Origin of the sequence: Chenggangzhangella methanolivorans (assembly GCF_042648545.1) — a bacterium.
Classification (GTDB): Bacteria; Pseudomonadota; Alphaproteobacteria; order Rhizobiales; family Methylopilaceae; genus Methylopila; species Methylopila methanolivorans.
Genome location: NZ_JBHRXS010000024.1, coordinates 26,331 through 51,475, shown reverse-complemented (window position 1 = coordinate 51,475; position 25,145 = coordinate 26,331). Strand labels below are relative to the sequence as shown.

Sequence of the window (25,145 nt, the reverse complement as noted above, 5' to 3'; positions counted from 1 at the left end):
CAGCCATCAAGCTCGTCGCCGCGCGTCTCTGGGTCAACGCGTTATGAGTCCGCTTCCTAAGGCGCGTGGCGCGCCACTACGATCTCAAGACGCTGGTCTATCTTCTCGACATGGCCTGGTTGGAGGCTGAGACAGCGTCTCGCTCAGTTCCGGAAAGCGTCGGCGATCTTCATTGAAGGCGGCCCGTCCGATCCCCAAACGAACGGGCCATGCTTCAGTCCGTTTGAACGGAGAGGGGCGGAAACCCGTCCAACGCCTTTTCCGAGCGGGGGCCAGCCGAAGCGCACTGAGGGTATCTCGGCGAAGCTGACGCCAGCCTGATCGCTAGGTTCAGCAGGCCTTCACCAGCCTGTCTCTTAGCTGTCGCGCTCGAAAATTCTGCGCCGCCAATGTCTTAAGACGCTCGCCTGCTACCGCGGCGTCTGCCACATTGCCGCCATGCTTGACCGTGCCGACCCGCCTCTGTCTGAAGCCGACGTCGCGGCCATGAAGTTGCTGTTGGCCGAGCGTGCCCTCGAGATCCGGAATCGGCAGCTGCTGCTAGACCTCGAAGCGCGCGGTTTCGTCAGGCAGTCGATCGAGGGGTGGTCAGTCACGATTGCTGGCCATCTGGCCTACCTGAAGGCATTGGCCAATAGCCTCTGATCGTGCGGCGGAAGTCCTACCCTGCAGCTATCTACGTTTGATACGTCGCTTCCATCTCGGCCTCGCGGCGCTCGCGATCGGCAGCGCTCCATCTCTGTCGTCGGAACCTTGCGCGTTCACACGTGCTTAAGCTCCGAAACGCGTGAGGAGATGAGCATGAGCGAGCAACGGTCCCAAACTCGATGGAAGCCTCTCGCCTTCATGTTGGCGTTCGTGGCCGCGCTCGCTGTCGCCGCGTCGGCGCTCTTGCTGAACAAGGACGAAGTGACTGAACCGCTGCCCAAAGGTGGGCCAACGGTAAACCCGGGATGAACGCATCGAGGCCGCGGCTTTATAGCTGAGGCTTTCTATCTCTCCCTAGCGACGAAGCAATAGGAGCGCTCTATGAGCAAGATCAAAATGCCCCCGATGCGATCGGACGAAACGGGTAGCCACGTTAGGTCGGATAGCCCCGTCGACTTACCGGCTCAAGATCTCGATATTGAAACACTAGACAAAAAGCGCTCTGAAGGCTCGGCAGACGAAGATGGCGGCGAGCGCCATGAAAAGCGCCCTGAGGGGCCCTACAAAGATCCGGCGGACGAACAGAAGCAGGGCAAGGTGAAGTAACCTACTGCCGATCGCATCCCTTAACCGCCTCGGCTGCAGCAGCCCGATCTTGGATCCATTCCGCCGGTGGGCGTCGACCTTGGTCGAATGCGTCGAGCGCCTGGCGCGCAACGGCGCACCGGCCGCGCTCTGGGTCAGTCGACGATACAGGTCGATCGAAAACCAGCCGGTCCAGAAGGATCAGCAGAACGATGGCGAGGACCAGGGCCGCGGCGATCGTCAACGCGGTTCGGGGTCGATCGAAAGCGCCCATCTAGTCAACGTTGGCTTATCGCGGACGCTGCCGAAATCTCCGCATGGCCCGCGAGCTCGGTCGCGGGTCTGAACTTCGGCGCGGTGGCCGCGGCTCCAGCGATGGCCAATACAACAGCCATTAATGTGATTGGCAGGATCAGTCTCATTGCGTTCCCCACAGCGCCCGCTGTTCCAACGCGCGCTTAACGGTTCCGTTTCCGGCAACCAAGCGGCTGAGATCGACCGTCGCGAGATGTGGCCCTTTGGAGACAGCGCAAGGGGTCGATTCGTAAAGGTGATGCGTCATGGCTTAGCCCGGAGGGTGGAGCTGGCTCGCCGCCTCGACCTCGCGACGTTGTAATACCTTCTCGATATGGCTTGGCTCGAGGCTCAAACCGTATCTTGATCAGGCCCAAAACCCGTCGGCGACGTCCACTAGCCTGAGTCTGCGGACGGCCGGCATTCGACCATTGGACCAAGTCGGCTCGGATCATCGACGCACGCCGCACGTTTCCTCCGCGGAAGCAGGAGGGATCCATGAATTCGATCATCTATTTAGTCGGCCTCGTCGTCATCGTGCTCGCTGTCCTGTCGCTGTTGGGATTGCGCTGATGAGCGAGACCACATCTCCCGCCGCAACCAGCCATAGCTATGCCGATTGGGGTGCGATCTTCGCCGGCGCAGTCGTCGCCGGAGGTGCGTCCCTCGTACTCACGACATTTGCGGGGGCCCTTGGCCTCAGTTCCGTTTCAGTCGGTAAGGACGGCGGCGTCAGCACCTTCGGCCTGATCGTCACCGGACTCTTCACCGCGGTCTCCGTAGCGGCTGTTTATTTGCTTGGCGGCTATATCGCCGGGCGGATGCGCAGAGGCGTCGGCGACGCCACGCCTGACGAGACCTCGGCCCGAGACGGTCTTCACGGCCTAGTGGTGTGGGGCCTTGGAATGCTCGTCGCCGGGACTTTTGCGGCGTCGCTCGCCGGCGGCGCTGCGCGTACGATCGGCGGGGCTGCGCAGACGGCCGTGCAGGCGGCAGGGTCTGCGGCAGGCGGTGTCGCTCAGGGAGCGGGCCAGTTAGCTGGTGGCGCTGTCAGTGGGCTTGGTCAGGCAGCAGGCGGCATCGCACAGGGCGCCGCGGCGCCGTCCGTCCAGAACGCGCTGCCCGAAGGGCTGCGTTCGAACCCGGTCGACTATCTCATTGATCAGATGGTTCGACCCGCTCCCAACCGAGACGGCGCCAGCACGCCGCAGGATCCCGCCGCGGCGCAGAAGCAGACCGCGACCATCCTGAGCAATCTGGCGACCACCGGGAACATAACTGAAGGGGATCGGCTCTTTCTCCGAGATCAGGTCGTGGCGCGGACCGGCTTGAGCGCCGAGGAGTCGGACGCGCGAGTCAAGGAAGCCGTCGGGAAGGCCCAGGAATTGCGGGCCGAAGCGCAGAAGAAAGTCGATGACGCCAAGGCCGAAGCGAACAGGCTGAAGGTCGAGGCTCAGAAGCAGTTCGACGACGCCAAGGCGCAGGCCGAGATCGCCGCCGAGAAAGCCCGCAAAGCCAGCATCCTCACGGCTTTCTTACTTGCCGCGTCCGCGCTCGTCGCAGCTGCGGCTGCCACGATCGGTGCGGTTTGGGGCGGTCGTCACCGCAATGAAGGGCGCATCTGGAAAGGTATTTCGTACAGCAAGTAGTCGCCTCTCGGACTGAGGGCGCTCGGTCTAACCGCGGGCGTCCTCAATCCGAATGGACAAAACAAGCAGCCAGACAAGCTTGCGTAGATGTTTCAAAATGAAACATCGGCATTTCAAATAACCACCGATTTTATACAAATTTTGTTGATCTAAGTGTGACCCGATTACCTTCAATTTTTATTCGCGAGACGCTCTGTCACCGCAACTCAGCGGCTGATGGAGTGTGTCATGAGAGAAGATGCCCGAAGGTAGTCGCTCAACGTCGTCAACGGCGAGATCGTGCTCGAGATCTACGATCCCGGCTTGGTTCACGTAAAGATGCAGCTCAGACCTAACGAAGCAAGCGCCATGGGCGCGACGCTCGTCTACATGAGCCAGCTCGATTAGCCTGCGAGCCCGGCCGCGACCCGGCTGGGCGACGCTGCTTCGCTGAAGCGGCTGCTGCCCGAGCGCGACGCAGCCAGAAGTCAGGAGCAGCCCCACGGGCGCCGCGGCGAGATACCGGAGCGCCAAGCCGTCGCTCGTCACTGCGGCCGCGATTGAGACCGCCACGGCCGCGACGAAGATCGCGACCGCCAGCTGATGGAACATCAGGCCGAGCGCCTTGAGCCGCTCGTTCCGGACCAGGTCGCTTTCAGTCGTCACGCCTATGTCCCGGAGGGTTGCAGCCGATCGTGTGGCCAACAGGCTCAGGGTGCCCAAGCATTTCGGCAAGCCGGCGTAGGGCGATCCCAACGTTCACCGTGGCGTGGTAGTGCGGCGCGCCGAAATCTACCCGCCTCACGACTGCCGACAGCTTGTCTCGAGCCTCGAGACAGATCGCCTTGATCTCTTCCCGGTCCTCGATCCGATCGTAGCGCTTGGGGCCCCGCGGCCGGCTCATCGGGGCCGTTCGGGCTGGACGCCGCGCAGATAGCCGAGCGAAACGGCGGCGCGGACCTCGGCGAGCTCGATCACAAGCTCGCGGATGGCCGCTCGTTCATCCCCGCGGGCCCTTATAATCAGCTCGTCGACGACGGCTTCAGTCCACTCTACGCTTTCATCTTCGAACAGTTTCTCGGCGGCGTCCGGCATAGCGTCCTCCCTGGCTGAGAGGAATTGATTCCATGGGAACGAAAGATGAACAAGCGCCCGTTGGCGAAAACCAGATGCGCGAGATGGCGGAGGCGATACGAGCCCTGCAAGCTCAGGCGAAGCGCGCCGGCGAGAGTACGCTGGCGTACCTTCTAGAGATGGCCGCGCTCGAAGCGGAGGGGCGGAGTGAGGGAGTGGGGGATATCAACTGAGCTTAGGACTACGCTGGACGAGAGCTAACAGTCCGATGGACACCTCGACAAACGGGCCTGCCTACTGCGTCAACGCTTCGACGGACGTCCTATCCACAAGAATGCGAAGCGTCTCTAATGCCTTAGCCTCTATCTCATCCGCGAACAGATCGTGGAGCGCGCTGTCGCCGAGCTTGGAGGGGTCGACATCCTCGTCAACAACGCCGCCTACCAGAAGCCTTTCCAATCGATCGACGAGGTTTCGCTCGAAAAGTGGACCAAGACGTTCGACACCAACGTCCATGCGACCTTCCATCTGACGCAACTCGCCACGCGGCATATGAAGCCCGGCGGCTCCATCATCAACACGGCGTCGGTGAACTCCAAGGATCCGTCGCCCCAGCTCTTGCCATACGCCACCACCAAAGGCGCGATCGCGAACCTGACCATCGGGCTGGCCCAGCTTCTCGCCGGCAAGGGCATTCGCGTGAACGCCGTGCTGCCGGGTCCGATCTGGACGCCCTTCATCCCAGCGGGCATGCCGCCCGAGGCTGTCGAGACCTTCGGTTCGAAGACGCCGTTCGGACGGCCGGGCCAACCGGCCGAGCTTGCATCAGCTTACGTCATGCTGGCCTCCGACGAGGCGAGCTACACGTCCGGCGCGCTGCTCACCATCGCGGGCGGCCAGACGGTCGTTTGATGCGAGAAAGAAGTCTCGACCGAAGCCGCAGCGGACGACAGCGGCATGGCGTCTGCCCAATCACCACGACACGCGGAGAGGCGTTTTGGGTCTGGAACTAGTGTAAAGCGCAGCCGTTGCGCCCTTGAGTCTAACGAGGACGCTATGACCAAAAACGTTTCAACAAACGCCGGCGACGGCGGCGAAACCCATCAGACCACCGACGCCGACCATCCGGTCCTCACGACCAATCATGGGACGCCGATCAGCGACAACCAGAACCAGCTCAAGGTCGGCCCGCGCGGCCCGGTGCTTCTCGAGGACGAGGTCTACCGGGAGAAAATCAACCACTTCGACCACGAGCGCATACCCGAGCGCATCGTGCACGCGCGCGGGTCTGCTGCGCATGGCTATTTCGAATGCACCGACAGCCTCGCCGACATCACTCGGGCGGACCTGTTCCAGAAGAAGGGGCAGCGCACCGACGTCTTCGTGCGGTTCTCGACCGTTGCGGGCGGCGCCGGCTCGGTCGACACGCCGCGCGACGTGCGTGGCTTCGCCGTCAAGTTCTACACCCGCGAGGGCAACTGGGATCTCGTCGGCAATAACATCCCCGTCTTCTTCATCCAGGACGCGATGAAGTTTCCGGACCTCATCCACGCCGCCAAGATGGAAGCCGACCGAGGCTATCCCCAGGCTGCGACCGCGCATGACACCTTCTGGGACTTCATCAGCCTGATGCCGGAATCCACCCACATGATCATGTGGGCGATGTCGGACCGGACACTTCCGAAGAGCTTCGCCACGATGGAAGGGTTCGGCATCCACACATTCCGCTTGGTCGACCGGGACGGAAAGAGCACTTTCGTCAAGTTTCACTGGAAACCGAAAGCCGGCCTCGCCTCGTCGATCTGGGACGAGACCGTCAAGACGGCTGGCGCCGACCCCGACTACCAGCGTCGCGACCTGTTCGAGCGTATCGGCCGCGGCGACTATCCCGAATGGGATCTCGGCGTGCAGCTCTTCGATGAGGAGTTCGCGAACAGCCAGCCCTATGACGTGCTCGACGCGACCAAGATCATTCCGGAGGAAGTCCTGCCGGTCCGGATCGTCGGCAAGCTGGTGCTGGACCGCTACCCGGACAACTTCTTCGCAGAGACCGAGCAGGTCGCGTTCTGCCCGAGCCACCTCGTGCCGGGCATCGATCACTCGAACGACCCGCTGCTGCAAGGCCGGCTGTTCTCCTACCAGGACACCCAGATCAAGCGGCTGGGTTCGACGAACTGGCACCAGATCCCGGTCAATCAGGCGAAGGGGCGCGAGGGCGGCTGCCCGTTCCACAATCTCCAGCGCGACGGCCACATGCAGATGCAGGCGCCGAAGGGGCGCGCCAACTACGAGCCGAACTCGCTGCATCTCGCCGGAGAGATTGGCGGTCCGCGCGAAGATCCGGACAACGGCTTTAAGAGCTACCCGGCCGAAGAGCAGGGCCAGAAGCTGCGCATCCGCGCGGAAAGCTTCGCGGACCACTACAGTCAGGCCCGGCTGTTCTGGCGCTCGATGGACCCAGCGGAGCAAGCGCACATCGCATCGGCCTTCGTGTTCGAGCTCAGCAAGGTGTCGATCGAGCACATTCGTCGCGCGGTGATGGCGAACCTACGCAACGTCGACGAGAAGCTCGCACGCCGCGTCGCAGATGGGCTGGCGATGGAGCTTCCGAAGGCCTCGCCCACGAAGGTGGCTCCGATCGACATGGAGCCATCGCCGGCCCTGCGGATCATCCGGGGGCCGCTCGAGAAGCACACGCTGGAGGGACGGACGGTCGGCGTCCTGTTCGCGGACGGCAGCGACGCAGCCGAGCTGAAGGGCGTCAGGGACGCGGTCAAGAAAGCCGGCGGTCATACGCTGCTGATCGCGCCGAAAGTCGGCGCGGTGCCGCTGTCGGACGGTTCGAGCGTCAGCGCGGACGCGCAGCTCTTCGGCCAGCCCTCCGTCACCGTCGACGCCTGCGCGGTGGTGCTGTCGAAAGAAGCGACTGCGAGGCTGACTAAGGAAGGCGCTGCGGTGCAGTGGGTCATGGACGCCTTCGGGCATCTCAAGGCCATCGGCCACAACGCTGCCGCCAAGCCGCTGCTCGACAAGGCAGGCGTTGAACCGGACGAGGGCGTCGTCGATCTCGACGGCTTCGTAGAGGCTGCGAAGAAGCGCTACTGGGACCGCGAGCCGAACGTCCGCACGCTCGCCTGAGAAAGGGCGCCGGCGACCGCGGCGGACTAGTCGCGGTCGCTTCCGTCGATGCTGCGCACCAGACGGCCTTCTCGGAACCAGAAAAAAGCGCCGCGGCCTTGTGGGCGCGACGCTTTTCCATAACTCGAAATGGGATCAGTGGCGGCTGTCGTACTTCGTCGACCAGGCGTCCACCTCTTCCTTGGCTTTCGCCTTCTCGATTCCGTAGCGCTCCTGAATCTTGCCCTCGAGCTGGTCACGCTTGCCGGCGATGACGTCGAGGTCGTCGTCAGTGAGCTTGCCCCACTGTTCCTTGACCTTGCCCTTCGCCTGCTTCCAGTTTCCTTCGACGCGATCCCAAGCCATGGGAGCCTCCTTTTGTTGTTCGTACGGGAAGAACGCACAGCCGACGGACATCGTTGCGAGATCGCTCGAACCTGTGACCAAGCCCCGCGCATCGCGCATTGAGAGCGCGATCTCGAACAGACCGCGTTCAGGCTGTCAGCCTGCATTTCGTCGATAGGTCCGCACCGTCTGGTTTCAGCGGGTGCGCAGACGAGCGTCGTACTGTTGGTGGCGATATGAATACGCCAATCCGTGCCCAGAAGCAGAAACAGCGACGAACATTATAGGGGTTTATAGCGCCACTTTATTGCACGCCTTACAAACGTGGAATGAGCGACATCCAGACCTGCATGGCGTCTTTAGTCGTCGTCGTCGGAGCGCAAGGCGACGCCACGCGAGCTGTTGACCAGCACATCGAGGCGTATCTCCTTCAAGCTCAACAGAGCCCGGTTCAAGCTCTTGTCGATCTGAAAGCCGCATTCGACGAGATGAGACTCGATGGCCGCATGGCGGCCTATATATCGTCGCGGATCGACATGGCGTTGGCGACAGCGCAATCGACAATCGATAGCGCGGGCGCCGATCGAGACGCCGAGACCGCCGTGTGATTAACGGCGCAACTCAGCCAATAACTTTTTAATCGGAGCTCACGAGCGCATGTCGACTTCGATCATCGGAAAGCTTGAAGCTCTGCATCCGCTTCCCGATAAAGACAAGAAGCTCCTACACGCGGTCGTCGGGCGCGGAAGAACGCTCAAGTCTGGCGAGGACATCGTCAGCGAAGGCGACCATACCGACATCGTTCATGTCATCATCGAAGGTCACGGCTACCGCTACAAGACGCTGGCCGACGGCAAGCGGCAGATCATCGGTTACCTGGTGCCGGGCGACTTCTGCGACCTCTACGGGTTTTTGCTCGACAAGATGGATCACGGCATGGCGGCGCGGACGCAGTGCCAGATCGCCGAGCTCACTGAAGAACATATCCTGATGCTGACATCCCGTCCGGCGCTGGCGCGGGCGTTGTGGTGGTCGGAGCTTGTGAACGCCGCCATCCTGCGTGAGTGGCTGGTCAACATGGGCCGGCGTTCGCCGAGCGCCCGCGTGGCGCACATCCTTTGCGAACTGCTGGTCAGGCTTCAGGTCGTCGGGCAGGCTACGGCCGATGGGTTCAAGCTGGAGCTATCCCAAGCCGAACTCGGCGACACGGTCGGACTGACGACAGTGTCGGTGAACCGAGCCTTGCAACGGCTGCGTGGTTCGAAGCTGATTGTTCAGGCAGGACGCGAGATCACCATCCCGGACGTCGCGGCGCTCAAGCGTTTTGCGGCCTTCGACCCGAGCTATCTGCATTTCCGGCAGGATCGAGAGGATCGTCCGTGATGGAATTCAAACACGTGAAGGTCGCCACCGGCTCTGCGGATGAGGAGGGACGGCTGGTCTTTCACGAGGAAAAACTGATCGCAGTGCTCGTTCGCCTCGACGACGCAGGCCACGGCGCCGTGGTGGGACAATGGAGCCTCGAAGCCGGCTTCAACGGCGTCGACAGCACCAAGCCGCCTCTGTTCGCCAACCTTGAGGCGGCGGAGCGCTGGATCGGAAAACAGCTTTCCGACTTTATAGCCCTATAATCGATTTCAGCCTTCGAATGGCTGACTGAGCTGTTTTGGCAGATTCATTCGCCGCGGACTGGAACGAGCGGGCAAGGCGCAGACTCCTTGAGTCGTATGGCTCGAGGAGATCGCCGATGACGACGACCAAGACGCTCGCGGACGCATTCCACGAAACGCTCAAGGACGTGCTCTACGCCGAGCGAGCTTCGGCGCGCGCGCTCAAGAAATCAGCGCGAGCTGCAAAAGAGCTCGATCTCAAACGCGCCTTCGAAGAGCACCTTGAAGAAACCGAAGCGCAGATTGAGCGCCTGACCGAGATCTTCGAGATCATCGGGAAGTCGCCGCGCGCCAAGATTTGCGAGGCTATGCAGGGCATCACTTCCGAGATGGAAGAAGACCTCGAAGAATTCGCCCACTCGCCAGCCTCGGACGACGTTCTGATCGGCGGCGCTCAGGCGGTCGAGCATTATGAAATGGCTCGCTACGGGCTGCTGAAATCATGGTCGGTGAAGCTGGGTTACGACGAGGCGACGCCGCTGCTCGAAAAGACTTTGCAGGAGGAAAAGGCCGCGGACGAGCGACTGTCCAAGATCGCTGAGCAGCTTGCAGCTTGAACCCTATTCGCTCGCGGAAACCCGCGTGATCGACCACGAACACGGTAGGTAACGCCTTGCGTATCGGCATCATTGCTCATCTCAAGTACAGGATCGGCGAGCCTTTCGCCGGAGGTCTCGAGACTCATACTCATCTTCTGGCGCGCGGACTTCGGCGACGTGGTCACGACGTCACGGTCTTTGCTTCGAACGGCTCGGATGTGACCGTTGGAGTCGAGCCGATCTGTGATGAAACGGCCATACAGGAGGTCGGTCTGTCAGAAGCGACCGACGTCGCCTTCTTTCAGGAACACCACGCCTATCTGAAGCTCATGGTCGAGCTACGCACGAGAGCCTTCGACGTCATTCACAACAACGCGTTGCACTACCTGCCGGTCGCCATGGCGGACGCCGTCTCGACGCCCATGCTGACGACCCTCCACACTCCGCCATTCTGCTGGCTGGAAAGCGGCGTTCGTCTGTGCCGGTCGTCGCGCTCCACTTTCGTAACCGTCTCGGACGCGCTCAGGCGCCAGTGGGCTCCGATCGCAGCGGTCCAGGGCGTAGTGCTAAACGGCATCGATCTCGAACGCTTTGCCTTCCGCGAAACGCCTTGCCCTGACCCTTATTTGGCTTGGTCGGGACGGATCGTCCCGGAAAAGGGACTTCATTTCGCCATCGACGCGGCCCACCGCGTGGGCATGCCCCTGCGCATCGCCGGGCCGATTGCGGACCCGGCCTACTATGATCGCGAAATCCGGCCGCGGCTGGGTCACGGCGCGTTGCATCTCGGGCACCTCGATCATGGCGAGCTCGCCGATGTCATCGGCGGCGCGCGCGCCCTGCTGTTCACGCCGTGCTGGGAAGAGCCATACGGTCTGGTGGCCGCCGAAGCGTTGGCCTGCGGAACTCCCGTCGCAGCGTTCGCGCGCGGGGCGATCGCCGAAGTCCTGGATCACACGTGCGGCGTGCTCGCCGCTTCTGACGATGCCGAAGCCTTGGCCCAAGCCTGCATGATGGCGCAAAGACTTGGTCGTCGCGACTGTCGAAGGCGAGCCGAGCGTCACTGTGATGTCGAGGTAATGATCGACGCCTATGAGCGGCTCTACGAGCGAATGATCGAATGTGAGCCCGTGGCCTCGAGTGCGGATCGACTGGTGGTCGCGGTATGAGCTCCTCCACCGCCCAGCGACAAGTCTGCGTGTGCGTGCCCGCGCGAAACGAGCAAGACAGACTGCCTCGACTGCTCCGCTCGCTCGCCCAGCAGGATTGGGAAGCGCCGCTGCCCGTGGTGATCGCGCTCAACAACACGAGCGACGGATCGCGTGATGTCGTTCAGCGTCTCGCCTCAGAACTGGCGGACAGGCTTCGCGTTTTCGTGGACGAGCAAGATTTCGAACCGAGCGTCGCTCATGCAGGATCGGCCCGTCGGCGGGCGATGGACGTCGGCCTCGACATCGTCGGAGGCGACGACGGCGCCGTGCTCCTCACGACCGACGCCGACGCTCGTCCGCCAAGAGATTGGGTCCGGCGAAACGTCGAAACGATCATCGACGGCGCCGACCTCGTCGGCGGCGCGCTAATGCTCGGCGAAGACGAGGCCGTGCCGCTCCTCGTCCGATCGCGGTGGGAAGCCCTCTCAGCCTATTGGCGAGCGGTTCGGGCGATCGAGGACGAGATCGATCCGGTGGCCTGGGACCCGCCGCCTCGTCATGGCGACCACACCGGCGGCAGCCTGGCGACGACCGCGGTAGCCTATCGCGCCACCGGCGGCGTTCCTGCCATTCCGGTCGGCGAAGACGGGGCCTACGTCATGAAGGCCCGAGCGCTCGGCTTTCGGCTCAGGCATCCGGCTACGGTCTGGACACGGGTCTCGCCGCGGACGGACGCCCGCGCGATCGGCGGGATGGCGACAAAAATGCAAGCGCTCGCCGGGTCAGCCGCCGACGCCATGGCCGCGCCTTCGCTCGAACAGTGGCGGGAGCGCGCGCATTGGCGCCGCTCTGTTCGGCTGGTCGGCGGCGATGCGCGCGTTGCAGCTCTGGAGCCCGACCTGGCCCCCATGATCTGCAACATCATCGTGACGCCTGCCGTGATCGAGACCGCAGCATGAGCGGCGGACCAATCGGCTATTACGTGCATCATCATGGCGAAGGACATCGACAGCGCGCGCGGGCGATCGCTGCTCGAGCGCCAGGCCGCTTCACCCTTATTGGAACCGGCGTCGAGCACCTGTCCGGTCCCTTCGACACAGTCGAGCTGCCCGACGACCGACCGTTCGATCGCGACGACTTCGACGGCGCGGACGGCGAGATCGTGCGGCCGGACGCCCTGCATTACGCGCCGATCCATCACGAGGGCGTCCGGGAGCGCACGCGGCTCGTCGCAAGCTGGATCGCGGAACGACGCCCCGCGCTTATGGTCGTCGACGTCTCGGTCGAGATGGCGATGCTGGCCAGACTGTGCGCTACGCCCACCGTCTATGTGAGGCTCGCCGGCGCGCGTTGGGACGCGGCCCATCTTGACGCCTTTCGCGGAGCCCAAGCGCTGCTTGCGCCCTTCGATCCACGTTGCGAAACCGCCGACGCGCCGGACTGGGTCCGAGCGAAGACATTCTACGCCTCGGGTCTCGGTTCCTATTCCGCCGCGTCTGACCGAACGGACAATGTGGTCTTGGTCGCGTTCGGTCGGGGCGGAAGCCGGACCACCGTCCAAGATCTCGACGATGCCGCGCGCGCCACGCCTGACCGACAATGGCGGGTGATGGGTCCGATCGGCTGCCCGTCGCCGGCGCCTCCGAACCTGGACGTCGCCGGATGGATTGATCATGCCGATGAAGAAATTGGAGCCGCGGGCGTTGTGGTCGGCGGCGCCGGAGACGGCGTGCTCGGCGCGGTCGCGGCTTGCGGCAAGGCCTATGTCTGCATTCCAGAGGATCGCCCCTTCGGCGAACAGCGCGCCAAGGCAGAGGCCTTGGACGCAGCCGGCGCGGCGATCGTGCTGCAGCGATGGCCACAGCCTGGCGAATGGCCCGAAGTCCTGCGGAAAGCTTCAGCGATAGGTACCCGGGCGATCGCTGGCTTCCATGATCGGCACGGCGTCGCGAAAGCGGCGGCCACTATTCTGGATTGGGCGGATCGATGACGCAGGCTCCATCGACCGATCTCCATTTCTCGCTCTATGAAGCGCGCGTCGCTGCGCTCGGCCTCCGCTACGATGCAGAAGGCGTCTGGCCGGCCGAAAGCGTCGATCTTCTAATCCGCGCTGGATGCCACCGCACTTTCGCGCCGAGGGCCGCAGGCGGACGGACGTTTCCATCGCCGCAGGACGAGAACTGCGCGCTCTTCAATTCGCTGCGCCTGGTCGGGCGGGCCGATCTCAGCCTCGGCCGCATCTATGAGGGGCATGTCAACGCGCTGAAGCTGTTCGGCTGGTACGGATCACCCGAGCAGCTGGAGCGCCTTTCCATCGATCTCGACGCCGGGCGCATGTTCGGCGTCTGGGCGACCGAGCCGCCGCCCGGCGTCGCGCTCGAAGCCGATCCGTTCGGCGACCGTCTGTCAGGCTCGAAGCGGTTCGCGACCGGCGCCGGCCGACTGGACTATGCACTGGTCACGGCCCGTCCTTCGAGCGGCGAGCGTCGTCTCGTCATCATCCCGGCCAACCAGCAGGAACGGGCCGACATCTCAGGATGGCGGGTGCGCGGCATGCGCGCCACCATCAGCGGGACATACGACCTGACGGGCTTTCGGCCGGTCGAGCGCGATCTACTGGGCGCGGCGGGTGACTACGATCGCGAGCCCCGTTTCACTGCAGGCGCATGGCGTTTCCTGGCGGTCCAGCTCGGCGGCGTGGAAGCGTTGCTGCGCGAAACGCGGTCCGCGATGTCCGACGCGGCGCGCTCAGATCCTCTTCAGCGAGCCAAGTTCGCGGACGCTGTCGCCGCGACTAGGGGCGCGGGTCTCTGGGTCCGGGAGGCGGCCGACCGCGCCGCAAGCGATCATCCGGACGCAAAGCCGATCGTGTTGCTGGCGCGCGGCGTGGTCGAGCGCGCGGCCCTCGACGTCATGGAGATTTCAGCTCGAATCGTCGGCACGAGAAGCGCAGCCGACGGAACCCGTATCGACAAGATCATCCGTGATCTCAGCCTCTACCTCCGTCAGGCGGGTCCCGACTACGCCCGTGATGAAGCCGCCAAAGCCTTTCTCGAACGCGACGTTTGGCACGAAGGAGACGAGCTTTGGTGAAGTGTGGGCGGTTGACCACTCCGCTCCGCTCGACCCGTTGGCGCGACACGCGATGGCTCGTCCTTGCTCCACATGCGGACGACGAAACCATCGGCGCCGGGGCGCTCATCGCCGAAAGCGCCGCCGAGCGGCGCCTTGCAGGCGTCGTGTTCATCACCGACGGATCAGCGTCTCATGGTTCCGACGGTCCGCCGGATCTCGCAGCGCTCCGGCGCTTAGAGGCGCGCGCAGCCCTTCGGCTGCTTGCTCCTCAGGGCCCCGATCCCGTTTTCCTGAACTGGCCGGACGCCAAGCCTCCCAGTCCCGGCGCGCCGATGTGGGCCGACGCAGTCCGATTACTCGGAGCGCTGTGCCGGTCGCGGGCTGTCGACGCGATCGCGACAACCTCGGCGCTCGATCCGCACTGCGATCATCAGGCGGCCTCGGCGCTTGCGCGCGAGGTCGCGCTCACAGCGATGAGGCGCATCGACGTCTTCGATTATGTCGTTTGGGCCAATGACGTTCCGCAGGGTCGGGCGTTCCGCACGGGGCCATATCCCCCTGGCCCCAGACGGTTGGCGCTCGCCGCCCACCGCAGCCAAATGACGCCGCTCCACGGAGAAGGCTTTCGTGTGCCGGAGCGCCTTAGGCGAATGCCAAACGCGGACACTCTCTATCTCAAGGCGGACCGCCATGCGCCCTGACGCTTCGCTGCCACCGTCCTACTTCGAGAACATGTTTGCGGCCGATCCCGACCCATGGCGGTTCGAGAGCAGCGCCTACGAACGCGCCAAATACGATCGCACGATCGCGGCGTTTGAAAACCGTCGGTTCCGCCGCGGGCTGGAGATCGGCTGCGCCAACGGCGTTTTGACGAGCCGGCTCGCGCCCCGCGTCGATGAGCTGATCGCGGTCGACGTCAGCGCCTCAGCGCTTGCGAGCGCGCGCCGCCGCTGCGCCGATCTGGCAGGCATCCGGTTCGGGCAGATGACATTCCCCGAGCAAGCGCCCCCCGGTGAGTTCGATCTGATCATCGTCTCCGAGGTCGCCTACTACTGGAGCGACCGGGATCTGAACGCGGCCGGCCACTGGATGTCGGAAGCGCTGGCCAAAAACGGCAGGGTGCTCCTGGTCCATTGGACCGGAGCTACCGACTATCCGCAGACCGGCGATGAGGCCGTCGGGAAGCTCGCGCAAGCGGCGACGCCCTTCATATGGTCGGTCGGAGCCGAACGGACCGAGAGCTATCGTCTGGACATCTGGGAGCGCGCGCCATGACCGGCGTCAGCGTGTTGACGCTCGCACGAGGTCGGACCGCTCATCTTCACCAGCTTGTCGAGGGCCTGAAACGTTGCCGACCGCTTCCGGCCGAGCTCGTCCTGGTCGATATGAATGACGCCCCGCCGCCGATCCCCGGCGCCCCGTTTCCGATCCGACGGATCGCGCTGAGGGGCGAGCGTCTCCCGCTCGCCACGGCCCGCAACCTCGCCGCCCGATCGGCGGGCGGCGATCGTCTGCTGTTTCTGGACGCCGACTGCATCCCGTCCCGCGCTCTGCTCGAGCTGATCGAAAGCGCCCTCGACAAGGTCGATGGGCTGGTCTGTCCGCAGGCGCTCTATCTCGGTCCGGAAGACGCGCGCGGCGCGTGGACCGAAGCCGAGCTCGTCGCGGCCGGTCGACCTCATCCCGCGCGCGTGTTTCCCGACGCCGGCCTCCTGCGAGAAACGAACTACGGGCTGTTCTGGTCTCTGGCGTTCGGCGTCAGGCGAACGACGTTCGACCGGATCGGAGGTTTTGACGAGGCCTTCACCGGTTATGGCGGCGAGGACACCGATTTCGGTTTTCGCGCGAAGCAGCTGGACGTCCCTCTTCTATTCACTGGCGGCGACGTCGTGTTCCACCAGCACCATCCGGTCAGCGACCCTCCCGTAGAGCATCTTGGGGACATTGTCCGGAACGCACAGGTCTTCCGCCGGAAATGGGGCTGGTGGCCGATGGAGGGCTGGCTGAATGCCTTCGAGGCTGAGGGCCAGATCGCCTTCTCCTCCGACAGAAGCTCAGTCTCGATGTCACCGGCGCTGTCCGCCACGAGCGCTTGACCAGATGACCGAGGCGCGGATCCACACACAGCATCCGGGTCACCCGGCGTGGGTGCGCATCACGCATTGGGTTGGCGCTGCGGCCTTCTTCGCGCTCGTCGTCAGCGGCATCGCGATCCTGTTGGCGCTCCCTCGCCTGTTCTGGGGCGAGACTGGCTCGAACGCATCGCCCGGCTGGATTGTGCTGCCCCTGCCGACCAACACCGAGCAGACAGGCTGGGGCCGGAACCTCCATTTCCTGTCGGCCTGGATTCTGGTGATTGCCGGAGCGGTCTATCTGGTCGCCAGCGTTTTCGGCGGTCGGCTCCGCGGTCGCCTTCTTCCCGAACGAGACCAATTGCGGCCAGGCCACATCCTCTCCGAAGCGCGAGCTCACCTGCGCTTCGGCGGCTCGCGCTTAGAGAACGCGAACGACCGTCGCTACAACGTTCTGCAGAAGCTCGCCTACCTCGCCGTCATCGTCATTCTCGCGCCGCTCATGGTCCTTACGGGGCTGACCATGTCGCCGGGTGTGACAGCGGCCTATCCCGAGCTGTTCTGGATGTTCGGCGGCCGGCAGTCGGCGCGGACGATCCATTTTCTGAGCGCCTGCGTCCTGCTGGCGTTCGTCGTCGTCCATGTCTGGCAGGTCTTGGCCAACGATCCTAAAGCCCTGATCCGCGGAATGCTGACGGGACGAGGAGACCGTCGACCATGACCACCTCGTTCAGCCGCCGTCGGCTCCTCGTCGGCGGTTCGGCGATCGGCGCCGCCGGCCTAGTCGGTGGCTGCGATCTCCTCGAAGGCGGACCGAGTAGAGGCGGCGTCTACGGCCTATCGGACACGCTGACCTTCGCCACCCAGCGTTTTTTGTTGCGCAACCAGCCGTTGGCGCGACAGTTCGGGCCGGACGCGATCTCGGACGTCTTTCCCACGATCAACACCACCAATCCGGACAGTTCGGACTACCAACGCTCAAAAGCCCAGGGCTTCGCCGACTGGCGCTTGCGCGTCAGCGGGCTGGTCGAGCGGCCGTCGTCTGTGTCGCTTGTCGACTTGCGCGCCATGCCCGCGCGCACCCAGATTACGCTTCACTCCTGCGAGCAGGGCTGGTCGGCGATCGGCGGGTGGACCGGCGTCCAGCTGTCCCATCTTCTGGCGTCAGTCGGCCTGAAGCGCGAAGCCCGCTTCATCGTCGTCCGATCGGTCGATGGCTGGTGGGACAGCTACGATCTTTTCGACGCCCTTCACCCACAGACGATCCTCGCCTACGGCATGAACGGACGCGACCTTCCGGTCGCGCATGGCGCCCCAGTCCGGCTTAGGGTCGAGCGGCAGCTGGGCTATAAGTCTTTGAAGTACCTGACAAGCATCGAGGCTGTCGCGGCCGTCGACGGACTCGGAGCGGGCCGCGGAAGCATGCTCTCGGAACTCGGGTTTTCTTGGTACGCTGGGATCTGAAGTCCTTGGATGTCTTTTCGAAGGGTTCGGTCAGCCAGGCGTCGCGGCGAACCCCAGGCCAACCGCCACCGCGGCGATCATCAATCCGATGGCGACCAGCATCAGCGCGCCATCCTTGACTGTCAGGGCGAGGCCGAAGGCCGCGATCGCGGCCATTGGAGCAGCGCTCGCAAATGGCAGCAGTTCGAGAGGCGGCACGGTGAGCGCCAGCAGCGCGCATGCCGTGGCCGCGATGCGAACCGCCGGGCCTTCGGTGAGCCACTCGAGCCGACCATGAAACAACCGGTCCAGTCGATCCGCGATCGGCCTCAGTTTGTCCGTAGAGGCGTCCACTTTCTCCCGTGACACAGACCATTTCTTGACGCGTTCCGGCAGCCACATCTGGTCTCGACCCAAAGTCATCTGGATCGAAAACAGGGCGATAAGCGCGGCCAGCAGCGACGGAACAGCGGGGATCGCTCCAAGCGGCGTCAGCACGAGCAACGCCGGCGCGATCAGGAATGGACCGTAGCCACGCGCGCCGAACGCATCCACGATGGCGCCGAGACTGACGCTCGAGCCGTCGTCAGCGGCGTCGTCGAGGCGATCCAGGATGTCGGCGACTTTTGAAGGAGCGTCTGGCACCTGGATCAACGGGCTGTCACCGCCCCCGTTCCGGGCCAGCGCCGCAAAGGTCGGTCAGTCTTCGCCTTGTAGGCTGTCGAACCATTTCGCGTAGGGCGTGTTGCGCGCGAGATGGCGACCATAGTCCGGCGCGCCATCGGTCCACCACACCGGTCCCCGCTCGCCAAGCGCGCGCTTGGCTGCGTCCACTTCGGCGCGAGCCCCAGCAAGAGCGTCCGCGTCTCCTTTCGCCGCCCGCACTGCACGCCGCGCCGCCATCAGCGCCGAGACGTGCTCGGCACGATCGGCCTCGGACAATGCTGGATCGCTCTTCCTCCAGAGCCGACCGCGGACAACGAAGTACCGGCCGTCAGGCGTCTCTGGGTGCTTGTCACTCAGGTGTCTCGTCCTCCCCGATCCTCGACTTGGAACGATGCCGCTCGCCATACGCTTGGACTGAAAGGCTAACGCGAAAAGCGCGAGCGGCCAGTGGGAGGATGAACGCCATGGAAGACCATCGGGTCTGGGAATTCGAGAAGAGCCTGTGGACCGGGGGAGCGGATCGTTATCGTGAGCTCGTCGACGACGAATGCCTGATGGTCCTGCCGAAGCCACCCTTCGTGATGAACGGAACGCAGGCGATTGAGGCCGTCTCCAATACGCCGCGATGGGACAGCGTCGAGCTTTCCAACGGCCAGATCGCGCGACCGCAGGAAGGCCTGATCGTCATCGCTTACGACGCCCATGCCAAAAGTAACGACGAAAGCTACGAGGCTCACTGCACGTCGACGCTGCGTCGCCCTCGACCATGAGGAATGGCGCGTCGTCCAGCACCAGCAGACGCTGCCGCCCAAGCTCGGAAGCATCGAGGATAAGCAGTGAGGGAGCGCATTTTGGACAAGGATGATCGTTCGACCTACGGCACGACGACCGCCAAGCCCGACGCCAAAGCCGGCGTCGAAGTGGGCGGCGGAGAGAAAGCCGCTGCGAAGGACCAGGCTGAAAAGGATAAGCACGACGACGAGCCCGACTCGAAATCAGACAGTCAGCACGAAAAGCGTCCCGAAGGTCCCCACGCTGAACCCAAGAACACCAACTACGAGGCGACGCCGGGAGCCGGCACGCTTCCGGACGCCGGCGATCAAGATGCGACGGGCGGATAGCGAGTGAAGGTGGGCCGCGACCGCGCCGCGTGGCTCCGAAGCTTGACAGCCATTACGCGCGGCTTCCAGCGCTCGTCAGGCAGGGCACTCTTACGCGTGCCAAATTTTGCTTCAGCGAGACGTAGCGCGGACGATCAGCCCCTCGTTTGCTCTCAGCACGATCGCGCCCGCGATCTCCGAGACGTCGCGATCGAGATGGGTCGAAATGACGACTTTGAGCGGTGCTTCGCCGAGTTGAACTATCGAAGGTCCGTCAGAGATATTAAGCGCAACTAGGAAGTCGCGCGCGTCCGGATTGACGCCGCGCCCGTAGGCGAGCACATCGCCGCTTGTATAGATTGAAGACCAGAAGCCGGTTGCAAGCGCTGGCTCCCGGCGGCGGAGCGCGAGCAAGGCGCGTTGCAGCGACAACATCGATCGAGGATCGCTCAGTTCGGCCGCGACGTTGCGCTCGCTCAGGTCGCCGAGCGGAAGCCATGGCGCGCCGTCCGTGAACCCGCCGCCAACCCTACCGTCCCATGGCATCGGCGTGCGGGCCGGGTCACGGCCATTGCCCGGCTCGTTCAGTTCCCACGGGTCCTGAGCCAATTTGTGCGGCACGTGAACGTCCGTCATGCCGAGCTCGTCGCCGTAATAGAGCGTCGGCGTGCCGCGCAGCGTAAGCAGCAGCATGGCGGCGACGCGGGCTTGAGCGACGCCGATCCGGCTCGCCACGCGGCGTTGGTCGTGGTTGCCGAGCACCCAGTTCGGCCAGCCGCCGGGCGGCAGCGCCGCCTCGTAGGATCGGATCAGCGTATCGATCGCGCGCGCGTTCCACGGCGTCAGGATGAGGTGGAAGTTGAACGGCAGGTGCGCGCCGAGAAGGTCGACGCCGTAATAGGTCACGAGCTTCTCGACGGGCAGGTAGATCTCGCCGATCAGCACCCGGTCGTCGAATTCGTCGACCACGGAACGGAGTTCGGCGACCACGTCGTGAACGCCGGGCTGGTCGGCGGAGAACGCCTGAAGGTAACGGCCGATGTCCGGCGCGCCCTCGGCCCAGGCCGGGTTTGGCGGATTGTCGCGGAACGCATCGTCCTTGATGAGGTGCCAGATCACGTCGACGCGGAAGCCGTCGACGCCGCGCGCCATCCAGAACCGCAGCACGTCGGCCATCGCTGCCCGCACGTCCGAGTTCCGCCAGTTGAGATCCGGCTGCTCGGTAAGGAAGGCGTGGTGGTAGTATTGGCCGCTCGCCGCGTCGAGCGTCCAGGCCGGGCCCCCGAAGTTGCTCATCCAGTTGTTGGGTGGGCCGCCCTCCGGCGACGGGTCGCGCCAGATGTACCAGTCGCGCTTCGCCGACGATCGGCCCGATTGGCTTTCGACGAACCAGGGGTGCTGATCCGAAGAGTGGTTCGGCACGAAGTCGAGAATGAGCTTCAGCCCGCGCGCATGAACGTCGGTGATCAGCCGGTCGAAATCCTCAAGCGTCCCGAAGATCGGGTCGATCCCGCGATAGTCGGCGACGTCGTAGCCGAAGTCGGCCATCGGGGATGGGAAAATGGGCGACAGCCAGACGGCGTCGACGCCGAGCGTGACGAGGTGGTCGAGCCGCCGGCGCACGCCCTCGAGATCGCCGATCCCGTCGCCGTTGGTGTCCTGGAACGAGCGCGGATAGATCTGGTAGACGACGCCGCGCTGCCACCAACGATGATCGCTCAAGCCTCGCTCCGCTTCAGGATGTCGTCGAGGCCACCGAGGCGGAACCAACGGTAGCCGTAGCCCTCCAGCACGACGTGGTGACGACCGTCCGGTCCCGGGTCGCTGTGGTTCTCGTCGAGCAAGTTGGAGAGCGTCGCTGGCTCGTCGTCGGTCCCCTCCGCGCGGAACGCCACCTCCTTCGGCTCGACGTCGAAATTGTGCAGGAACACCACGACATTGCCGCGCCATTCGTAGCGCAGCGCGAGGATGGCTGGATCCTTGACCGGCAACACGCGGTATTCGCCCCAGCCGATCTCCGGAACCTCCTGGCGCATGCGGATGATGCGCTCCATCCAGTTGAACACCGATTGCGGGTCGCGACGCTGGTCGGCGACGTTGACGGTCTCGAAGCCGAAGGCGCCGCCCGAGATCGCCGGCAGATAGGTCTTCTCCGCGGTCGAGAAACCGCCGTTCTTGCGGTTGCTCCACTGCATGGGCGTGCGGGCGCAGTAGCGCTCCGGGAGCTTGAGGTCGTCGCCCATGGCGATCTCGTCGCCATATCGCATCACCGGCGTGCCGGGCAGCGTGAACATCAGGCTGTAGGCGAGTTCGAGCCGCCGCCGGTCCGCCTTCAGCATCGGGGCGAGACGACGGCGGATGCCGCGGTCGTAGAGTTGCATCGCCTTTTCGGGCCCGAACTCGTCGAACACTTTTTGGCGCTGCTCGGGCTCCAGCCGTCCAAGGTCGAGTTCGTCGTGGTTGCGCAGGAAGAGGCCCCACTGGGCGGTGGGATAGGCGGTCTTCGTTTCGTTCAGGCCCTTGGCGAGCGGGCCGCTGTCGCCGGAGGCGAGCGCATAGAACAGGCGCTGGTTGACGTGGAAGTTGAACATCATCTGCAGGCGGTCGCCGTCGTCGCCGAAGTATTTCATCGCCTCCTTCGGGACGATGTTGGCCTCGCCGAGGATGATGCTGTCGCCCTTGCGCCACTGCAGGAATTCGCGGAACGAGCGCAGCATCGAGAAGTCGGACGGCGGTTCGAGCCCGACGTCCGGTCCTTTCTCGGCGATCACGAACGGAACCGCGTCCATCCGAAAGCCCGACACGCCGAGCTGGATCCAGAAGCCCATGATCTTCAGGAGCTCCGCCTGCACGAGCGGGCTCGCCGTGTTGAGGTCGGGCTGGAAATCGTAGAAGCGGTGGAAATAGTAGGCCTTGGCGGCCTCGTCATAGGTCCAGGTCGTGGTCTGGACGCCCGGAAACACCATGCCCTTGTCGGCGTTCTTGGGCTTCTTCTTCGACCAGACGTACCAGTCGCGATAGGGCGACTTCGGGTCCGAGCGTGCGGACTTGAACCAGGGGTGCTCGTCGGAGGTGTGGTTGACCACGAGGTCGATCAGCACCCGCATGCCGCGCTGCTTGCAGCCATGGGTGAACTCGACGAAATCGCCGAGCGTCCCGAAGCGTTCGTCGACATTGTAGTAGTCGGAGACGTCGTAGCCGTCGTCGCGGCCGGGCGAGGTCTGGAACGGCATCAGCCAGATCGCTGTGACGCCCAGGCCATGCAGATAATCTAGCCGCCGGGTGAGCCCGCGGAAGTCGCCGACGCCGTCGCCGTCGGAGTCCATGAAGCTCTCGACCGCCACGCAGTAGACGATCGCGTTCTTGTACCAGAGATCGGTGATCAACCGCCGCCTCCCGCTCAGCGCCCTCGATGGGCCGAACGTGGAGCGCGGCCGGACGTTCCTCATCCGGCCGGGCGTATCGCCGCCTGAGTTTTTATCCCGATGCGATCAGAGCAGCTTGTCGATCGTGATCGGCAGCTCGCGAACGCGCTTGCCGGTCGCGTGGAACACCGCGTTCGCGATCGCGGCGGCCGCGCCCACGATGCCGATCTCGCCGAGACCCTTGATGCCTAGCGGATTGGCCTTGTCGTCCTCCTCGACGAAGATGACGTCGATGTTCTGAACGTCGGCGTGGGCCGGCATGTGGTACTCGCCGAGATTGGCGTTCACGACCCGGCCGAGCGTCTTGTCCCACATGGTCTCTTCATGAAGCGCCATGCCCATCCCCATCACCACGCCGCCAAGAATCTGGCTGCGGGCGGTGGCGAGGTTCAGGATCTTGCCGGCAGCGATCGCGCTGACGATGTGGGTCACCCGCACGACGCCAAGCTGCTCGTCGACGCGCACCTCGGCGAACACCGCCGAATGCGTAAAGGCCGCGAACTTCTCCGCGAACTCTTCATCCGGCGCGAACGATCCTTCGGCCTTCACCTCGCCGCCGCCCGAAGCCGCGATCGCATCGGCGTAGGACACCGACCGCTCGCCATCCGAGACCAGCGATATGCGGCCGTTCGAAAACGCGACATGGTCGAGGCTGGCGTTTGCGAGCGGTGAGTCGTCGATGCCGCGCGCGAGCGTCAGCAGCTCTTTCTTCAACTCCGCGCACGCGACCCGAACGGCGTTGCCAGCCGAGGCCGCGCCCCAGGATCCGCCCTCGGGCGGCGCCATCGGCAGGTCGGTGTCGCCGACTTCCGTGGTGACGTCCTCGATGTCGAGATCGAAGGCGTCCGCGGCGATCTGCGCGAGGATCGTGTAGGTTCCGGTGCCGATGTCTGCCGTGCCGCACGCGACCTTGAGCTTGCCGTCGGCGGAGAGCGTGGCGCACGCGGAATGCGGCATCATCATCGCCTCCCAGCAGCCGGTCGCCATGCCGAGGCCGACAAGCTCCTTGCCGTCCCGCATCGAACGCGGCTCGGGTGAGCGGTTAGACCAGCCGAACCGCTCTGCGCCCTTTTCGTAGGCCGCCTTCAGCTCCTTGGACGAGAACGGCTTGTCGTCGTTCTGGTCCTTCTCGGCGTAGTTCTTCAGCCTTAGCTCGAGCGGATTCATGCCGAGCCGGTAGGACATCTCGTCCATCGCGACCTCGAGCGCGTAGAGGCCGAGCGCGGCGCCCGGCGCGCGCATGTCGGACGGCGTCGAGACGTCGATCTTGGCGAGCTCGTATTTCAGGGTGACGTTCGGGCAGGCGTAGAGCAGGCCCGACCAGTTCACAGTCGGCTCCTGATAGTCCTCGTAGCGCGACGTCGCCTGGATGGCGTGATGTGCGATCGACGTCAGCGTTCCGTCGTCCTGCGCTGACAGCGAGACCGTCTGCAGCGTGTCGGGGCGCCAGCCCATCGTGTACATCTGGCCGCGGGTCAGCACGAGCCGGACCGATCGCTCGTGCTTCAATGCCGCCATGGTCGCGAGCAGCAGGTCGTAATGCGGCCGGAGCGCCATGCCGAAGGCCCCGCCCACGAAGGGCGAGGTCACCCGCACCTTGTCCGGATCGAGGCCTAGTACCGCGCAGATGTACATCTTCGGGTTGTTCACCCCTTGGGTCTTGGTGTGTATCGTCAGCGCGCCGTCGCCTTCCCAGACGACGGTCGTCGCCATCAGCTCCATGGGATTGTGATGCTCGGGCGCGACCCGGTAGCTCTCGCTCAGCTTGATGTCAGAACCCTTGAAAGTCGCTTCGGCGTCGCCGCGCGGGGGCGGCGGCGGCGGAATGCCGTCACGGGGCTCGAACGTGTCGTAGGCCTCGTGGCGCGCCTCCGCGACGTCGACCGTCGGCCTCTTGGCCTCGTAGGTCGCGGTCACGAGCGAGGCCGCGTGGCGCGCGTTTTCGTGGGTGTCGGCGACGACCAGAGCGATCGCCTGGCCGCTGTAGAAGATGCGGTCGTTGTAAAGCGGGCGGAACGGGCTGCCGGGCACCGCCACCATGTCATTGAGATAGGGCTTGTCGCTATCCGGCAGCTCCGGGCGGTTCTCATGCGTCAGGATGTCGATGACGCCGGGCGCGCCCTTCGCGGTCGACAGATCGATGCTGACGATGCGGCCCTTGGCGATCGTCGACGGCACGGCCGCGGCGTAGACCATGCCGTCGGCGAAGAACTCGGCGGCGTATTTCGCGCGGCCCGTCACTTTAAGCGCGCCGTCCACGCGCGGGTGAGCGCGGCCGACATAGGGATGGACGTTCGACATGGGCTGACGTCC

General features: G+C 64.4%; 29 protein-coding genes and 1 pseudogene. 22 read left to right on the top strand and 8 right to left on the bottom strand.

The window, feature by feature from the left end:
- The first annotated feature begins 438 nt into the window (after positions 1–438).
- From ACFOWB_RS26275 to ACFOWB_RS26260, 4 genes are all read left to right on the top strand, one after another.
- The gene (locus ACFOWB_RS26275; RefSeq protein ID WP_261404332.1) at positions 439–645 is read left to right on the top strand and encodes a hypothetical protein; all 207 of its coding nucleotides are present in this window, start codon (positions 439–441) and stop codon (positions 643–645) included.
- A 156-nt stretch (positions 646–801) separates the two neighbouring features.
- Positions 802–957 (top strand): hypothetical protein, encoded by a 156-nt coding sequence (locus tag ACFOWB_RS26270; RefSeq protein ID WP_378150312.1) that lies wholly within the window; start codon positions 802–804, stop codon positions 955–957.
- A gap of 72 nt (positions 958–1,029) precedes the next feature.
- Positions 1,030–1,254 (top strand): hypothetical protein, encoded by a 225-nt coding sequence (locus tag ACFOWB_RS26265; RefSeq protein ID WP_261404333.1) that lies wholly within the window; start codon positions 1,030–1,032, stop codon positions 1,252–1,254.
- 842 nt (positions 1,255–2,096) lie between these two features.
- The gene (locus ACFOWB_RS26260; protein ID WP_378150319.1) at positions 2,097–3,176 is read left to right on the top strand and encodes a hypothetical protein; all 1,080 of its coding nucleotides are present in this window, start codon (positions 2,097–2,099) and stop codon (positions 3,174–3,176) included.
- Between the two features lie 177 nt (positions 3,177–3,353).
- Here ACFOWB_RS26260 and ACFOWB_RS26255 read toward each other — a convergent pair whose 3' ends face one another.
- The gene (locus ACFOWB_RS26255; protein WP_261404336.1) at positions 3,354–3,821 is read right to left on the bottom strand and encodes a hypothetical protein; all 468 of its coding nucleotides are present in this window, start codon (positions 3,819–3,821) and stop codon (positions 3,354–3,356) included.
- A gap of 234 nt (positions 3,822–4,055) precedes the next feature.
- Positions 4,056–4,250, bottom strand: a complete 195-nt coding sequence (locus ACFOWB_RS26250; protein ID WP_261404337.1) for a hypothetical protein — start codon at positions 4,248–4,250, stop codon at positions 4,056–4,058.
- 32 nt (positions 4,251–4,282) lie between these two features.
- Here ACFOWB_RS26250 and ACFOWB_RS26245 point away from each other — a divergent pair, with 32 nt between their 5' ends.
- The 3 genes and pseudogenes from ACFOWB_RS26245 (at position 4,283) to ACFOWB_RS26235 (ending at position 7,367) form a co-directional block, all read left to right on the top strand.
- On the top strand, positions 4,283–4,462 hold the full coding sequence (locus ACFOWB_RS26245; protein ID WP_261404338.1) for a hypothetical protein: 180 nt from the start codon (positions 4,283–4,285) through the stop codon (positions 4,460–4,462).
- A 145-nt stretch (positions 4,463–4,607) separates the two neighbouring features.
- Positions 4,608–5,141: pseudogene (locus tag ACFOWB_RS26240) on the top strand (SDR family oxidoreductase); the annotation flags it as partial.
- Positions 5,142–5,285: 144 nt separating this feature from the next.
- Positions 5,286–7,367, top strand: coding sequence for a catalase (locus ACFOWB_RS26235; protein WP_261405659.1), 2,082 nt, complete (start codon positions 5,286–5,288; stop codon positions 7,365–7,367).
- A gap of 135 nt (positions 7,368–7,502) precedes the next feature.
- On the opposite strand, the gene ACFOWB_RS26230 is transcribed toward ACFOWB_RS26235, so the two are convergent.
- Positions 7,503–7,712: a CsbD family protein gene (locus ACFOWB_RS26230; RefSeq protein ID WP_261404339.1), complete on the bottom strand. Its 210-nt coding sequence runs from the start codon at positions 7,710–7,712 to the stop codon at positions 7,503–7,505.
- A gap of 308 nt (positions 7,713–8,020) precedes the next feature.
- On the opposite strand from ACFOWB_RS26230, the gene ACFOWB_RS26225 reads away from it, so the two are divergent.
- The 13 genes from ACFOWB_RS26225 to ACFOWB_RS26165 all read left to right on the top strand — a co-directional run bounded on the left by ACFOWB_RS26225 (position 8,021) and on the right by ACFOWB_RS26165 (position 17,662).
- Positions 8,021–8,299 carry a hypothetical protein gene (locus ACFOWB_RS26225; RefSeq protein ID WP_261404340.1) on the top strand — a complete coding sequence of 93 codons (279 nt, stop codon included), beginning with the start codon at positions 8,021–8,023 and terminating at the stop codon, positions 8,297–8,299.
- Positions 8,300–8,348: 49 nt separating this feature from the next.
- Entirely contained in the window at positions 8,349–9,074 is a 726-nt protein-coding gene (locus ACFOWB_RS26220; protein WP_261404341.1) for a Crp/Fnr family transcriptional regulator, read from the top strand.
- Positions 9,074–9,322 (top strand): hypothetical protein, encoded by a 249-nt coding sequence (locus ACFOWB_RS26215; RefSeq protein WP_261404342.1) that lies wholly within the window; start codon positions 9,074–9,076, stop codon positions 9,320–9,322. The genes ACFOWB_RS26220 and ACFOWB_RS26215 overlap by 1 nt, the downstream gene beginning before the upstream one ends.
- Positions 9,323–9,438: 116 nt before the next feature.
- Complete coding sequence (locus ACFOWB_RS26210) at positions 9,439–9,918, top strand: YciE/YciF ferroxidase family protein (RefSeq protein ID WP_261404343.1); 480 nt, start codon at positions 9,439–9,441, stop codon at positions 9,916–9,918.
- Positions 9,919–9,974: 56 nt separating this feature from the next.
- Positions 9,975–11,069 (top strand): glycosyltransferase, encoded by a 1,095-nt coding sequence (locus ACFOWB_RS26205; protein ID WP_261404344.1) that lies wholly within the window; start codon positions 9,975–9,977, stop codon positions 11,067–11,069.
- Positions 11,066–12,010 (top strand): glycosyltransferase, encoded by a 945-nt coding sequence (locus tag ACFOWB_RS26200; protein ID WP_261404345.1) that lies wholly within the window; start codon positions 11,066–11,068, stop codon positions 12,008–12,010. The genes ACFOWB_RS26205 and ACFOWB_RS26200 overlap by 4 nt, the downstream gene beginning before the upstream one ends.
- Entirely contained in the window at positions 12,007–13,041 is a 1,035-nt protein-coding gene (locus tag ACFOWB_RS26195) for a glycosyltransferase (protein WP_261405660.1), read from the top strand. Before ACFOWB_RS26200 ends, ACFOWB_RS26195 begins: the two co-directional genes overlap by 4 nt.
- Positions 13,038–14,144, top strand: coding sequence for an acyl-CoA dehydrogenase family protein (locus ACFOWB_RS26190; RefSeq protein WP_378150306.1), 1,107 nt, complete (start codon positions 13,038–13,040; stop codon positions 14,142–14,144). Before ACFOWB_RS26195 ends, ACFOWB_RS26190 begins: the two co-directional genes overlap by 4 nt.
- Positions 14,141–14,827, top strand: coding sequence for a PIG-L deacetylase family protein (locus tag ACFOWB_RS26185; protein WP_261405661.1), 687 nt, complete (start codon positions 14,141–14,143; stop codon positions 14,825–14,827). The genes ACFOWB_RS26190 and ACFOWB_RS26185 overlap by 4 nt, the downstream gene beginning before the upstream one ends.
- Before the next feature lie 31 nt (positions 14,828–14,858).
- Positions 14,859–15,401, top strand: coding sequence for a class I SAM-dependent DNA methyltransferase (locus ACFOWB_RS26180; protein WP_261404347.1), 543 nt, complete (start codon positions 14,859–14,861; stop codon positions 15,399–15,401).
- Positions 15,398–16,222 (top strand): glycosyltransferase family 2 protein, encoded by an 825-nt coding sequence (locus ACFOWB_RS26175; RefSeq protein ID WP_261404348.1) that lies wholly within the window; start codon positions 15,398–15,400, stop codon positions 16,220–16,222. Before ACFOWB_RS26180 ends, ACFOWB_RS26175 begins: the two co-directional genes overlap by 4 nt.
- 4 nt (positions 16,223–16,226) lie before the next feature.
- Positions 16,227–16,919: a cytochrome b/b6 domain-containing protein gene (locus ACFOWB_RS26170; protein WP_261404349.1), complete on the top strand. Its 693-nt coding sequence runs from the start codon at positions 16,227–16,229 to the stop codon at positions 16,917–16,919.
- Entirely contained in the window at positions 16,916–17,662 is a 747-nt protein-coding gene (locus ACFOWB_RS26165) for a molybdopterin-dependent oxidoreductase (protein WP_378150301.1), read from the top strand. The genes ACFOWB_RS26170 and ACFOWB_RS26165 overlap by 4 nt, the downstream gene beginning before the upstream one ends.
- Positions 17,663–17,692: 30 nt before the next feature.
- Here the strand turns inward: ACFOWB_RS26165 and ACFOWB_RS26160 are convergent, their stop codons facing one another.
- Together ACFOWB_RS26160 and ACFOWB_RS26155 are read right to left on the bottom strand one after the other, a co-directional pair.
- On the bottom strand, positions 17,693–18,286 hold the full coding sequence (locus tag ACFOWB_RS26160) for an exopolysaccharide biosynthesis protein (protein ID WP_261405662.1): 594 nt from the start codon (positions 18,284–18,286) through the stop codon (positions 17,693–17,695).
- Between the two features lie 54 nt (positions 18,287–18,340).
- The gene (locus tag ACFOWB_RS26155) at positions 18,341–18,583 is read right to left on the bottom strand and encodes a hypothetical protein (RefSeq protein ID WP_378150299.1); all 243 of its coding nucleotides are present in this window, start codon (positions 18,581–18,583) and stop codon (positions 18,341–18,343) included.
- Between the two features lie 188 nt (positions 18,584–18,771).
- Between ACFOWB_RS26155 and ACFOWB_RS26150 the strand changes: the two genes are divergently transcribed.
- A complete protein-coding gene (locus tag ACFOWB_RS26150) occupies positions 18,772–19,077 on the top strand; it encodes a DUF4440 domain-containing protein (RefSeq protein WP_261404350.1) in 306 nt (101 codons plus the stop codon).
- Positions 19,078–19,143: 66 nt separating this feature from the next.
- Positions 19,144–19,428: a hypothetical protein gene (locus ACFOWB_RS26145; protein ID WP_378150297.1), complete on the top strand. Its 285-nt coding sequence runs from the start codon at positions 19,144–19,146 to the stop codon at positions 19,426–19,428.
- A gap of 111 nt (positions 19,429–19,539) precedes the next feature.
- Here the strand turns inward: ACFOWB_RS26145 and ACFOWB_RS26140 are convergent, their stop codons facing one another.
- The 3 genes from ACFOWB_RS26140 to ACFOWB_RS26130 all read right to left on the bottom strand — a co-directional run bounded on the left by ACFOWB_RS26140 (position 19,540) and on the right by ACFOWB_RS26130 (position 25,133).
- Positions 19,540–21,129 carry an alpha-amylase family glycosyl hydrolase gene (locus ACFOWB_RS26140; RefSeq protein WP_261404352.1) on the bottom strand — a complete coding sequence of 530 codons (1,590 nt, stop codon included), beginning with the start codon at positions 21,127–21,129 and terminating at the stop codon, positions 19,540–19,542.
- Entirely contained in the window at positions 21,126–22,793 is a 1,668-nt protein-coding gene (locus tag ACFOWB_RS26135) for an alpha-amylase family protein (RefSeq protein ID WP_261404353.1), read from the bottom strand. Before ACFOWB_RS26135 ends, ACFOWB_RS26140 begins: the two co-directional genes overlap by 4 nt.
- Before the next feature lie 105 nt (positions 22,794–22,898).
- A complete protein-coding gene (locus tag ACFOWB_RS26130) occupies positions 22,899–25,133 on the bottom strand; it encodes a xanthine dehydrogenase family protein molybdopterin-binding subunit (RefSeq protein WP_261404354.1) in 2,235 nt (744 codons plus the stop codon).
- Positions 25,134–25,145 lie beyond the last annotated feature (12 nt).

What these genes read in the sequence shown, in the direction of transcription:
- ACFOWB_RS26150 (WP_261404350.1), top strand. Translation starts at nt 18,772, where the DNA reads ATGGAAGACCATCGGGTCTGGGAATTCGAGAAGAGCCTGTGGACCGGG.
- ACFOWB_RS26220 (WP_261404341.1), top strand. Translation starts at nt 8,349, where the DNA reads ATGTCGACTTCGATCATCGGAAAGCTTGAAGCTCTGCATCCGCTTCCC.
- ACFOWB_RS26265 (WP_261404333.1), top strand. Translation starts at nt 1,030, where the DNA reads ATGAGCAAGATCAAAATGCCCCCGATGCGATCGGACGAAACGGGTAGC.
- ACFOWB_RS26195 (WP_261405660.1), top strand. Translation starts at nt 12,007, where the DNA reads ATGAGCGGCGGACCAATCGGCTATTACGTGCATCATCATGGCGAAGGA.
- ACFOWB_RS26190 (WP_378150306.1), top strand. Translation starts at nt 13,038, where the DNA reads ATGACGCAGGCTCCATCGACCGATCTCCATTTCTCGCTCTATGAAGCG.
- ACFOWB_RS26250 (WP_261404337.1), bottom strand. Translation starts at nt 4,250, where the DNA reads ATGCCGGACGCCGCCGAGAAACTGTTCGAAGATGAAAGCGTAGAGTGG.
- ACFOWB_RS26200 (WP_261404345.1), top strand. Translation starts at nt 11,066, where the DNA reads ATGAGCTCCTCCACCGCCCAGCGACAAGTCTGCGTGTGCGTGCCCGCG.
- ACFOWB_RS26225 (WP_261404340.1), top strand. Translation starts at nt 8,021, where the DNA reads ATGAGCGACATCCAGACCTGCATGGCGTCTTTAGTCGTCGTCGTCGGA.
- ACFOWB_RS26210 (WP_261404343.1), top strand. Translation starts at nt 9,439, where the DNA reads ATGACGACGACCAAGACGCTCGCGGACGCATTCCACGAAACGCTCAAG.
- ACFOWB_RS26235 (WP_261405659.1), top strand. Translation starts at nt 5,286, where the DNA reads ATGACCAAAAACGTTTCAACAAACGCCGGCGACGGCGGCGAAACCCAT.
- ACFOWB_RS26275 (WP_261404332.1), top strand. Translation starts at nt 439, where the DNA reads ATGCTTGACCGTGCCGACCCGCCTCTGTCTGAAGCCGACGTCGCGGCC.
- ACFOWB_RS26175 (WP_261404348.1), top strand. Translation starts at nt 15,398, where the DNA reads ATGACCGGCGTCAGCGTGTTGACGCTCGCACGAGGTCGGACCGCTCAT.
- ACFOWB_RS26170 (WP_261404349.1), top strand. Translation starts at nt 16,227, where the DNA reads ATGACCGAGGCGCGGATCCACACACAGCATCCGGGTCACCCGGCGTGG.
- ACFOWB_RS26215 (WP_261404342.1), top strand. Translation starts at nt 9,074, where the DNA reads ATGGAATTCAAACACGTGAAGGTCGCCACCGGCTCTGCGGATGAGGAG.
- ACFOWB_RS26130 (WP_261404354.1), bottom strand. Translation starts at nt 25,133, where the DNA reads ATGTCGAACGTCCATCCCTATGTCGGCCGCGCTCACCCGCGCGTGGAC.
- ACFOWB_RS26245 (WP_261404338.1), top strand. Translation starts at nt 4,283, where the DNA reads ATGGGAACGAAAGATGAACAAGCGCCCGTTGGCGAAAACCAGATGCGC.
- ACFOWB_RS26165 (WP_378150301.1), top strand. Translation starts at nt 16,916, where the DNA reads ATGACCACCTCGTTCAGCCGCCGTCGGCTCCTCGTCGGCGGTTCGGCG.
- ACFOWB_RS26230 (WP_261404339.1), bottom strand. Translation starts at nt 7,712, where the DNA reads ATGGCTTGGGATCGCGTCGAAGGAAACTGGAAGCAGGCGAAGGGCAAG.
- ACFOWB_RS26270 (WP_378150312.1), top strand. Translation starts at nt 802, where the DNA reads ATGAGCGAGCAACGGTCCCAAACTCGATGGAAGCCTCTCGCCTTCATG.
- ACFOWB_RS26180 (WP_261404347.1), top strand. Translation starts at nt 14,859, where the DNA reads ATGTTTGCGGCCGATCCCGACCCATGGCGGTTCGAGAGCAGCGCCTAC.